The sequence below is a fragment of the Nostoc sp. genome, from assembly GCF_054880495.1.
This window is the reverse complement of sequence record NZ_JBTYKD010000398.1, coordinates 1-11,287: the sequence shown is the minus strand read 5'-3', so window position 1 is coordinate 11,287 and position 11,287 is coordinate 1. Positions and strand designations below refer to the sequence as shown.

Sequence of the window (11,287 nt, the reverse complement as noted above, 5' to 3'; positions counted from 1 at the left end):
TGCAATTAATGTTGACTGCGACTAAAGTCGCACGAGCCGTTTCCCTCTCAGCACTGAAGTGTCTGAGTTTCCCACATCCCGCGAGGTTCTATGAAGTTGCGATCGCATATTGGGACAGATGGTATATTGCAAATCCAGACACCCACTTATTTAAAAGATACAAATGTTGAGGTAGTGGTGGTTATACAGCCGTTAGCTGATGCAGAAGTTGCAACACATTGCTTATCATTCATACCACATGCGATCGCTGCCTTTATCCTTTATCTAGTATTTATGTACTATACCTAGATGCGTTTGCCCTGGGGGCGATGCCTAACGGCGGGCTACGCCTACGCACATCCAAACTTTTCCTCTAAGAATTTAAGTTCAACATCACTTAAAAAACTCCCCTTCATTCAAGTCAAGCAATAAATTTTACTATAAAAACACATTTCAGTGTATATACGGTGTATAAACAGCTTTAAAATGACTAACTTGTAATAGATAATATAGCAGCAGCTACTTACCGCAGAAATCATGTATTTGAACCACATCTGTCGTAGGGGCACAGCATTGCTGTGCCCTTACCGGGTGGTCTATTTACCTGAAAATAGCTGTAAGCTAGTGAATCAAGTTTAGAAGGTGAACTACCCCGCCGTAAGACGGACGGAGCTTCCCAATTCATCAAGAATAGCCTCCAGAACTTCGTAGTTCTTTTGGTCTTACATTCTCTCCAAGGGCAGGAGTCCTGGTTCCCAAGACCCAAAATTTCTCTTGCAACATATACCTGTTAGCTTGGTTTTCGCTTATGGCATTGATGGTTAAGATAGTGCTTAGTTTACCAGAAAATTTTGGGAATTCGTCATACATCTGGAATTGATTTTTTACTTTGTAAAAAATCAATTCCAGATGCAATCCTCATCACCCACTCACAATCCCCATTTTAGGAATACCTTGAAGATGGGGACTTCCGCGACCCGTTAAATGAATATCAAAAAAGCCTTGGCTATCAACCAGCCAGAGGTGGGGCAGATCATTCGTGATCTGCGGCTTTTGGCATTCACGCGCATTCATCCTACACTGCCTGAGTACAGGTCAGATATAGGACTTCTGCTGATTTAGTTAAAATTACGTGTAGGCGTAGCTCGCCTTTGGCATCGCCTGCTCAAAAATTGTGTTTTTAACCTCAATTTTAGCCCGATTCTAGCAATATTTTAAATACTATTGCTTATTGACAAATAGTAGGTGACCTTAACCTCTCACGAATGAAGTAATCTTGATTTTTAGGGGTTCTGGAGAGCGAAAAAATTATGAGAAATGACTGCCAGAGTCATGGAACCCAAATGAGTATTGCACTTGTAAGTTGAAAAATAGATTCCAAATGGGTTATATAGATGTATTGAGTTAGGTAAAAACGACCTCAAATCAAAAAATTCAGAAATTGATTTTGCGAGTCGTCTATTAAATGAAGTGAGCAAGTGAGTATTTTTTTAAAAGAAGGCAGTAGCAAAATGGAAATCAATACAAACGTGAATAAGAAGCACAAAGAAGAATCTAACCCTAGCCTAGGTTATTATCCTGAGCCAGGATGGGAATGGCAGAAACCTGTACCAAAAAGCTATCTTGTAGAGAACGGTCTGGCTAAGTATGCATGGTCGTGGATACTCAATCTTGTGGAGTTAGTTCACTGGCTTCCGTTCATCCCTGCTTTTATCCTATCCTTCTTAATTTTTCAGAATTCAAGTGCATTGAAACTGCTCCTTGGAACAGATGTGCAAGTATTTTTAGTCTTAATTAGCCCGCTTATTCTAACATTTGGTGGCTTAACAGGCATTATGATGCACGAATATGAAGGTTGGCAGGTGGTGTATTTCCAAAATCCGCTCGATTTAGACTTTAATATAAAAGACTGTAATAATGAATGGCTTCGTGAAGTAGCATACAAGTTACTATTTTTCCTTCAAGGAGCTGGACTGTTAGCTTTTTCCCTGGGAGTATTTGGGATTAACAAAATAACCCTAACTTTTGCCATTATCAGTGGGATAATTGCTTTTCTTGGTCCTCAAAATCCGAAAGCTACCTTTACACTCAGCAAACAACCTGTCTTTCCTCTAGCTATTACAATTCTTGTAGTGTTTATCATCAATGCACTTGTAAATTTTGTTGCATATTTTCATCTTTTTGCTCCCGTCTTAGAAACAGTTCAACAACCTAAATTTTTGGCAGTATCAGCCCCCTTTCTCTTTATGCTGGGTGGGATGATTGAAGGACTATTAGCTGAATCTACGTTTAATCAATGGTGGCATTTTACGGCTGTTATCTTCCTTAACCTTGGCATGATAGTCCAGATATATTTATTTAATCTTTTGTGGTGAAGTTTTTATTAGTCTGTTAAGGTGGAATTGATTAGTTTTTTTTTTGCAATCATCTAACAATTATTCTGACAGGCTTTAAAACCAGCAACAGTGGGAAGTTGCATTGAAGAAAGAGGAAAATAGGGCTTATTTCTTCCTTAATTTTAATGCGAAACCCTCATATTTCTATATGTTTGCATTGCATATTGTTAATAATAGCCAATGGATAAACTGTAAATGCTTAATGCTCTACCTGCAAAAATCGCTCATAGCTACTGGATTTTGGGACTTGTGCAAGTTGCTCACAGTATAGAAGAAACCTACACCGAGCTTTACAGTTACTTTGTAACTATGAGCGAGGCATTGCATCAACATTTTCCCTGGATTCCCATTTTTGAGATTAGTGCAGATTTGTTTGCAATTCTCAATTATCTCATCATTGCGTTAATGTTAGGCTCAGTTCCTAGTACTGAAAAACAAAGCCAATGGGGCTGTTACTTGATGTGGAGTTGGGCAATTATTGAGTTATTGAATGGAGCATTCCACATTTGCACTTGGATTTTCTTACATCATTACTTTCCTGGTGGAGTAACGGGTACCATCTTGTTTGTGTTGAGTCTTATTTTTATTCAACAACTTAGAACTGCTTTAACTAAAGAAGCGACACAAGTGGCGCAGTAACAATACACCATAGATTAACAACAATGCCTTACAAAAATTTCTTCTGGTTAGGTAAGAGTTTTAGCATCTTTTTGTCATTAGTTTTGACTTGTCTTGTGATCGCAGCTATTAATTTAAACGGCTCAGTTGCAGATTCAATCATCCATCTACTCTGGGTCGGGGTTGGAATAACAGGCTTTTTATTACTGTGTGTTATTCTCATTCAATTAACCTATGCCTACAATTGGCTTGGAACGCCAATAGTCCTCAAACCGATTCATGAAGGAGGAACTGAGGTCGCTATCATCTTTATTCAAGGTGAAGATATCTCGGTTGAGCAATATTGTCCAGTCGCACAGTCAATTCAAAATGCAGCCCCAGATTTAAGTATTTGGGTGAGTATTCCTAAATTTATTGGCAATTCTCCAGTTCCGCGTGAAATAGGATTGGCGATCGATCAGTCCATCAAGGAAATGCAAAAAGAAGGTATGCCAGAAACGGATAATATCTTCTTTGTTGCTCATTCTGTAGGCGGGATTGCCATTCAAAAATACCTCAAGAGTTTTCCCGAACGTGGCAAAGGGCAAATCTTGATGGGTTCTTTTTTAGAGAAGGGATATGTTTCTAAATTAAATGAGGCGGGACAAAATGTTATTCAGTATATCGTCCCGACCCTAACTATAGGTGGCACTTTAGATGGGCTGGCGCGAATTACACGTATTGCAACAGGGTTTTGGTATCAACAACTGAATGCATCCAAACTAATTAATATAGAAAACTTCCCTGTTGTTGCGATCGATGGGGCTACTCATATGCAATTCGCTTCCGGTGAAGCACCTGCTTATGTAGCGGATTACGATCTTCAACCGAGAGCATTAGAGGAAGAAGTTCATCAAAAAATTGGCAAGTTAGTTTATAACTTTATTTGCCTAATATTGCCAAATGCCAATGCTGAGGCAAGCAGTAACTTTCTGAAGGAAGAACGCATCAAGACACAGCAACTCCTCCAGCCACTTCTCAATGCGTTTGTAATGGAAGGATATAACGGTTTCAAACCTGCTTGTTACTGTAGTCAAGAAGATAATCCACGAAACGATCCAAGATGCACCCCCTACTCACCTTGGATTCAAGATTATGCGAATCCAATCATGGCTAGTAGCGACTTATCGCCTGCGCCGTTTGGTTTAAAGGTCATCGATAGTTTCCATCGTTCCTATACTTACAATCCTTTTAGCCATCCTTCTGTTCATATTCCCCAGGTTCGCAATTCTTGTGATGGACAGTCTGAATGCACGCTAACAATTAGTAGCGTCACCCAAGCGCTATATAATTTTCTGAACTTTTTTGATACTGGCTTTTTCCCAATAGCAGCTTTTTCTTTACGAGCTAAACTCAATTCACGCCAAAAAATATGGACTGAGGCAGGAGTTCCAAACCCAAATTATCAAGAAACAGATGGAGCTTCAAGGGGAAATCAAATTAATCAGTACGTTTACAAGTGGGCTTTGGAAAATGCAGGGGAAGAAGCTCGGTACTACTTTAAGGATTTTGGTCTAGAAATGGGTATGGGAGAAGATAGCATACCCATTGTTGCAGCAGGACCTCTGTGGATATGGGTTTATCCCAAGTACAACTACGTCACAATCAATAACGAACAGTTTTATCAAGTTAAAGCGAGGGTTATGAAAACTCCCACCGATTACTTTATCCGTTCTGCAAGTGGAATGCATTATTGTCAGCTTCTCTCTCCGGCAGCAGCAATGGAATGGATATATATTGATGGCTTGAGAGCTAAAGCCTCTCTTTCTGGAACTACTATTAATTATGGACCTCTAGGCGGTGGACTAGATAAAATCATCAGATTCCTCCTGCGAATAGCACTCCGCCAAACCCGAACTAAAGGATTGTTGAAATGGGTTTGACGGTGTAGTTAAGGTGTTATGTATACAACTTGCACAATCAGGGCGGGCAAGACTTCGGCGTGAGCGCTACTTCTCTACGAGAGGCTGCGCCAACGACAACGCTCAGTACAAGTCAGTCGAACGCTGCCCACCCCACAACCATGTTGAAAAAATATTAGTGCAAATTAAAGGCGCAATAGCTTAGTTGCCCCCAGAGAAAAAATTTTTGCATTTTTTCATTGTTACTGGAAACTGAGTATGAAATAGTGTAAATACTTAAAATCGTTACTACCATCAGAAAAACTGCGAACAAGTAAGCCGAATCATGATCACCGTTTTCTTTGTGAATGGCATCCTCTGGATACTGAGAACAGGGGCACCGTGGCGAGATCTCCTAGAACGTTATGGAAAGTGGCAGAGTGTGGCTACAAGGTTTTATCACTGGCAAAAAGGCGGAATTTGGAACCAAATCTTAGCAAAGCTACAAGCGATGCCTGCGGCGGGCTACGCCTACGCTGACGAACATTTGATTGCTTGACTGGGAGGTTCATTACGTTGATGGAACAGTGATCCGCGCCCACCAACACGCAAGAGAGTTGTGATGCCAAATTGCCAAAACCTTTTAACTTCAGCTTTTACAAGCGAACGGGAGTAGCGTCTGGTAGAGAGCAAACCCCAAGCGTTAGCGCAGCTTAACTCACATCTTGCACCAACAAAAATTGATGTGATTTTATTACTCAGTAAAAAAGTAAAAGTATTGATTTATCGATAAAAGCCAATAAAAATTAGGTAGCTTTATCGCACATCTTTTTACTTTTTCTGGGATTATACGGTGAGGTGCAAGATATGAGACGAAGTTATCGCCCAGCCCACCCAATCTTGACTCACAGAAGTAATTGAAAAATGCCTATTATGTTCCCGGACGAGAGCGAATACGATCGGGTATATGATGGCGATCGCCTAATATTTCTAACAAAGGACCATTAACGTCAAATTTAACCATACTTACCGACGCAACCAGAATATTTACCCGATAGCGATAGCGTCCCAAATCAATTCCCAGCAAACTGCAAAGCATAATCCGAATCGTGGCTTTATGGGAAACTACTAAAACATTACCTTGGGGATGTTTTTCTTGAATTTCAGCAATTACAGGCATAGAACGGTTAGCAATATCTACCGCAGTTTCTCCACCTAGTGGTGCATTCCAAGCGGGTTCTGTCAACCATTTTACATAGTTTTGGGCGTAATTCTCTTGGACAAACGATTTACTCTTCCTTTCCCATTCGCCGTAACTACCTTCTCTAAGTCCGTCACGCAACTGCATATCCATACCGATAGCATCACAAAATGGCTTGGCAGTTGCAATGGTGCGTTTCATCGGGCTAACATAAACAGCCTCCCACAACAAGCTTTGATAAACATCGGCAAAACCGGATGCCATCTGCATCCCCTCTGTTGTCAACTCCGCATCAGTTTCACCGCAGAAATTACCACTTTGACTAAAAGTAGTTTCTCCATGTCGCAATAAATATAAATTGAGTGTCATAGCTTGTATCGCGATTGGGATCAAGGAGTTTGTACAAAAATAAAATACCATCAATCTCGCAATCGAGTCTGTGACACCAGGACAAAGTAATCAACCAAAAAAGTCGATCAACCACAAACTTTTGATTTCGTTGACAAAAGTAGCGGTAAGAGCTATTACTCTAGTTTGAGCTGGGATGCGGATACCGTTGGCAAATCCCCCAAACACCTAAACTGAACTGCTCCTTGAGCTTTCTGAGCAATTTTATACCCAGATGCAATAAAGCGGCTTCCCTCCATTGCATTTACATTCTTCAAATCAACATTACACTAATCCAGAAGATAGATACATTTTTGAAAAGTTGAAGCACACTGGTAAGAGCAAATTCAACCTCTAAATCATGGTGTGGCAATGTGGCTAAAATATGGTGTAAATGAAGAAGGTATCTTGATATGTATTGAAGATATCAACAGGGGTAAGACTTCACTTAAGTGTCCTTACTGTAATAGTAGTCTAACTGCTAAAAAAGGCAAGGTGAAAGAGCATCATTTTGCTCATAATGAGGAAACCTGCCGCCCCATAGCTAACCGAGAATTCCCTACTCTGCCACTCTATGACAATTTCAACGTTCAATTATCTGGCAAGGATTTGGCACAGTTAAAGCTGCTTTGGCAGGAGTACGGAGCCAAAAATTACCCTATTAGTTCCTACTTAATTACTTCTGGTTTACTCAAAGCAGGAGTGTTGAGAAAAAACCTATACTTAACCCCAACAGAATATGAATTTAGTGATTTGGGTAAAATTCCCCTTGGAGCGCTAGAGTTTGCGCGGTTCAATGATGTACAGGAGCCACTATTACTTAAAAAACTGCTGAAACTTGAGCTAGCTTTTAAACACGCCGAGTACAAAAATGCTCCAGATTTAGCATATCGATTTACTGATTTGAAGCTGTATCGCGCTCAACTTCAACGTATTCTATCCTCTAGCCTATATTTTTTAGAGATTGAAACGAATATTGGTATTTTGTACAAGATAGGAGTAACCCAAAGACCCGTTGTCAAGCGAGTAGCAGAAGTAAAAATTGATTTACTTGCTCATTATTCCAGTGTTGCTATTAGAGTATTAGGAACTTGGGAGCATAGAGGGAATATTGAACTGTATTTCAAACACCGCTATCAGGGCTTTAATTATCCCATCGGCAGTTTAACTGAGTATTATAAGTTTAATGCTGAGGATACCGAAATGGTACTGCGTGACCTGCAACAAATGCAACCTAAAATACTATCTCAAGATGAAATAGATATTCTTGAGGAGAATTCTAGCTGGGAGAAAATTGCTGTATAATATTCTCATAATCCCGTAGCCAAATCTAATTAATTACCAAGCAAAAACAATTATTTTATTGCAATACAAAGTTGTAAATATATTAAAAAACTTAGGTCAATTTTTAATTATTTCTGAGTTCTAAATTGTTCTTCAACTTTGCTATTCCTATCTAGATTACTACTGGAACAGTGTTATAATACTTATACTTAAGTAAGTTGAGCAAATTAAATATAAAACCTTACTCTGCCTCCGGCTTCCCTCTCCGAACTCACGGAGAGGGATTGAGGGTGAGGTTTTATCTTATATTTAATTGTGCCTTCCTACTTATCTTTAAAATAAATTATGGTTCAATTTATCCAAGCACAAAATGTCGGGCTGGCCTATTTGGAAGAAAGATTTAGTCTACAGCTAGCTGTAGATAAGGCATTCTTTACAGAATGGTTTGAGAATTTACCGGAAATTACAGATTTAGAAAAGCCAGATTTAGACAAAATAAAACTTCATTTTGTCCGTTTAGTTAAATATCCTCCTTTGTCTAAAGAAACGGTGAAATTAGTAGTTTTATCTCCTTTACTCAACTTAGCTGGATTTTATGATGAGCCTTTTTATATGAGAGGGGAACAATCAATACAAATTTCTGCCGAAGATGAAGGAGAAATTATTAGAGGTAGAATTGATATTTTAGTTATTCAAGAACAATTCTGGTTGTTAGTAATTGAATCTAAAAGGTCTAGCTTTTCTCCTTTAGAAGCCATACCTCAAGCACTTGTTTATATGTTGGCTAATCCTAGTCAAGACAAACCTACTTTTGGATTAGTAACAAATGGGAGTGATTTTATTTTCCTGAAAATTACTAAAGAAAATCAGCCAAAGTATGCTATGTCTGACCAATTTACACTTTTGAAACGAGAAAGTGAACTGTATCAGGTTCTAAGTGTATTAAAAAATTTGAGTCAAAGTTTGAGTTAATAATTATGTCTATTCGTCCTATATACCTTGATTGCCACGCTACTACAGCCGTAGATGAACGGGTATTAGCAGCAATGCTACCCTACTTCACAGAAAACTTTGGCAACCCATCAAGTATTAGTCATATTTATGGCTGGGAAGCAGAAGCTGCTGTTAAACAAACGCGAGAGATTTTAGCAGCAGCAATCAACGCGACACCAGAAGAAATTGTTTTTACCAGTGGTGCAACAGAAGCGAATAATTTAGCGATTAAAGGTGTTGCTGAAGCTTATTTTAAAAAAGGTCAACATATTATTACTGTTGCCACTGAACATAGTGCAGTTATTGATCCTTGTAATTATTTAAAAAGTCTGGGTTTTGATATTACTATTCTCCCTGTCCAAAAAGATGGATTGATTGATTTAACTGAGTTAAAAAAAGCTTTCCGTCCTGAGACGATTTTGGTATCGGTGATGGCTGCAAATAACGAAATTGGGGTGTTGCAGCCATTGGCAGAAATTGGGGAAATGTGCCGCGATCGCCTAGACACCGAGGGAGGCGATCGCAATATCATTTTTCACACCGATGCCGCCCAAGCTATTGGTAAAATTTCTCTAGATGTGGAAGCGGAGAAAATAGATTTGATGTCGCTAACCGCACACAAAGTATATGGCCCCAAGGGTATTGGAGCGCTGTACGTCCGCAGGCGCAACCCCAGAGTGCAACTGGCTCCCCAGCAGCACGGCGGCGGACATGAACGGGGGATGCGTTCTGGAACATTATATACACCGCAAATTGTCGGCTTGGGGAAAGCTGTAGAAATCGCTTTGGCAGAACAAGCAACAGAAACCCAACGCCTCACCCAATTAAGGCAAAGCTTGTGGGAACAGCTTTCTCAAGTTGAAGGAATTTATCTCAATGGACACCCTCAACAGCGATTGGCGGGAAACTTGAATATCAGTGTTGAGGGGGTTGATGGAGCCGCACTTTTGCTAGGATTGCAGCCAGTAATGGCGGTTTCTTCTGGTTCTGCTTGCTCGTCGGCTACCACTGCACCCTCACATGTTCTCACAGCACTGGGACATTCAGAACAGCTAGCTTATGCCTCAGTGCGGTTTGGTATTGGACGGTTTAATACGCAAGAGGAAATTGATATTGTGGCGAAACATGCGATCGCTACTATTGAAAGTTTACGTAAGCCCTCTTTTATGGATTCTCGCGCCCGAAAGCACCAATCTGATCTAGCTCCTGCTGATTAAGGCGGAATTCCCTAGCGCCGATGATTCCTTCCACCTGCTTGGGATTGCGTCCGCCAACGATCGCCGCAGTCACCGCCGGATTGTTTAAAGTCCAAGCGATCGCCACCTCACCCGGCGAGCGATCGTGTTGTTTACCAATGTGTTGCAACACCTCAACTAGCTTTAGGTTACGAGATAGACGTGGTTCCTGAAATTCACTATTGTTTTTACGCCAATCATCATCTGGGAAATTAGCAACCCGCTCAGGTGTAATCTTTCCTGTGAGCAAGCCAGATTGCATCGGTGAATAAACAATCACACCGATGTTATTTTCCTTGCAAAAAGGCAGAATCTCCTTTTCGACATCAGGCTTAACCAGAGAATAAGGCGGTTGCAATGAAGTAACTGGTGCAATCTTTTGGGCACGTTTCAACTGTTCTACATTGAAGTTTGAAACCCCGATATAGCGAACCTTGCCCTCATCCTTTAACTTCGCCAGAGTCGTCCAGCCTTCTTCGATATCTGAGTCAGGGTTGGGCCAGTGGATCTGATAGAGGTCGATAGTTTCAATGTCAAGTCGGCGCAAACTAGCTTCAACTTCCCGCCGCACAGAATCCGCCTTGAGGCTGTTACCAATTTCGCGCTTTTCATCCCAAATCAGCGAGCATTTAGTGAAAATGTAGGGGCGATTAGATCGACCTTTGAGCGCCTTAGCAACCACCTCCTCAGAACGCCCCAGACCATAAACAGCTGCGGTGTCAATCCAATTAACGCCGAGGTCGAGAGCGCGATTAATTGCTGCGATCGATTCCTGGTCATCCTGCGTTCCCCAACCAAAAGCCCACTCACCTCCACCGATCGCCCAGGCTCCAAAGCCGATTGGGGTAATGTGAAGCTCCGAATTGCCAAGCTGTTTGGTTTGCATATCTACTTTGTCCAAGAATTTTCGAGTCAATTGTTAGTGTACGCTGCAAACATTTTCTCAACCGCTATCTGAAGTGTGAATGATTACTGGGGTAAAAGAACAAACCGCGTACTCCTGCGGAGGACAAGCTACGCGTAGCGTCTCGTAAAGAACCCCACCCCGCCTTTGACTTACGTCAAATTCTCCCCTCCCCGCGTGCTGGGAGGGGCTGGGGGTGGCGTGTTAGGGACTTTTGCAAGAGGTCTAATGATACAAATACGTTGGTAGGGGCACAGAAAAAGCTCATTGATATCAACTTAACGTAGAAGTTAGGCAAGGCAAGCTTTCGAGGTTTGCCCCTCACCCCCAACCCCTCTCCCAAAATTGGGAGAGGGGAGCAAATTCTCTAGTTCCCCTTCTCCCAACTTGGGAGAAGGGGTTAGGGGATG

The 11,287-nt window shown here is 41.1% G+C and carries 11 protein-coding genes; 8 read left to right on the top strand and 3 right to left on the bottom strand.

Features of this window, described 5'->3' with window-relative positions; genetic code table 11:
• The first annotated feature begins 90 nt into the window (after positions 1 to 90).
• Entirely contained in the window at positions 91 to 288 is a 198-nt protein-coding gene (locus tag ACYTXL_RS33520; protein ID WP_461928345.1) for a hypothetical protein, read from the top strand.
• Between the two features lie 612 nt (positions 289 to 900).
• Here the strand turns inward: ACYTXL_RS33520 and ACYTXL_RS33515 are convergent.
• Complete coding sequence (locus tag ACYTXL_RS33515; RefSeq protein ID WP_461928344.1) at positions 901 to 1,053, bottom strand: hypothetical protein; 153 nt, start codon at positions 1,051 to 1,053, stop codon at positions 901 to 903.
• A 437-nt stretch (positions 1,054 to 1,490) separates the two neighbouring features.
• On the opposite strand from ACYTXL_RS33515, the gene ACYTXL_RS33510 reads away from it, so the two are divergent.
• The 4 genes from ACYTXL_RS33510 to ACYTXL_RS33495 all read left to right on the top strand — a co-directional run bounded on the left by ACYTXL_RS33510 (position 1,491) and on the right by ACYTXL_RS33495 (position 5,432).
• On the top strand, positions 1,491 to 2,354 hold the full coding sequence (locus ACYTXL_RS33510) for a hypothetical protein (RefSeq protein ID WP_461928343.1): 864 nt from the start codon (positions 1,491 to 1,493) through the stop codon (positions 2,352 to 2,354).
• Between the two features lie 216 nt (positions 2,355 to 2,570).
• A complete protein-coding gene (locus ACYTXL_RS33505; protein ID WP_461928342.1) occupies positions 2,571 to 3,014 on the top strand; it encodes an HXXEE domain-containing protein in 444 nt (147 codons plus the stop codon).
• A 23-nt stretch (positions 3,015 to 3,037) separates the two neighbouring features.
• The gene (locus ACYTXL_RS33500; RefSeq protein ID WP_461928341.1) at positions 3,038 to 4,915 is read left to right on the top strand and encodes an alpha/beta hydrolase family protein; all 1,878 of its coding nucleotides are present in this window, start codon (positions 3,038 to 3,040) and stop codon (positions 4,913 to 4,915) included.
• Positions 4,916 to 5,219: 304 nt separating this feature from the next.
• Positions 5,220 to 5,432 carry a transposase gene (locus ACYTXL_RS33495; protein ID WP_461928340.1) on the top strand — a complete coding sequence of 71 codons (213 nt, stop codon included), beginning with the start codon at positions 5,220 to 5,222 and terminating at the stop codon, positions 5,430 to 5,432.
• Between the two features lie 372 nt (positions 5,433 to 5,804).
• On the opposite strand, the gene ACYTXL_RS33490 is transcribed toward ACYTXL_RS33495, so the two are convergent.
• Positions 5,805 to 6,443, bottom strand: a complete 639-nt coding sequence (locus ACYTXL_RS33490; RefSeq protein WP_461928339.1) for a histidine phosphatase family protein — start codon at positions 6,441 to 6,443, stop codon at positions 5,805 to 5,807.
• A gap of 390 nt (positions 6,444 to 6,833) precedes the next feature.
• Here ACYTXL_RS33490 and ACYTXL_RS33485 point away from each other — a divergent pair, with 390 nt between their 5' ends.
• The 3 genes from ACYTXL_RS33485 to ACYTXL_RS33475 all read left to right on the top strand — a co-directional run bounded on the left by ACYTXL_RS33485 (position 6,834) and on the right by ACYTXL_RS33475 (position 9,955).
• Positions 6,834 to 7,766 carry a competence protein CoiA family protein gene (locus tag ACYTXL_RS33485; protein WP_461928338.1) on the top strand — a complete coding sequence of 311 codons (933 nt, stop codon included), beginning with the start codon at positions 6,834 to 6,836 and terminating at the stop codon, positions 7,764 to 7,766.
• Between the two features lie 324 nt (positions 7,767 to 8,090).
• The gene (locus tag ACYTXL_RS33480; RefSeq protein WP_461928337.1) at positions 8,091 to 8,717 is read left to right on the top strand and encodes a restriction endonuclease subunit R; all 627 of its coding nucleotides are present in this window, start codon (positions 8,091 to 8,093) and stop codon (positions 8,715 to 8,717) included.
• Positions 8,718 to 8,722: 5 nt separating this feature from the next.
• Positions 8,723 to 9,955: a cysteine desulfurase family protein gene (locus ACYTXL_RS33475; protein ID WP_461928336.1), complete on the top strand. Its 1,233-nt coding sequence runs from the start codon at positions 8,723 to 8,725 to the stop codon at positions 9,953 to 9,955.
• Here ACYTXL_RS33475 and ACYTXL_RS33470 read toward each other — a convergent pair.
• On the bottom strand, positions 9,903 to 10,859 hold the full coding sequence (locus tag ACYTXL_RS33470; RefSeq protein WP_461928335.1) for an aldo/keto reductase: 957 nt from the start codon (positions 10,857 to 10,859) through the stop codon (positions 9,903 to 9,905). The genes ACYTXL_RS33475 and ACYTXL_RS33470 overlap by 53 nt on opposite strands.
• Between the last annotated feature and the right edge of the window lie 428 nt (positions 10,860 to 11,287).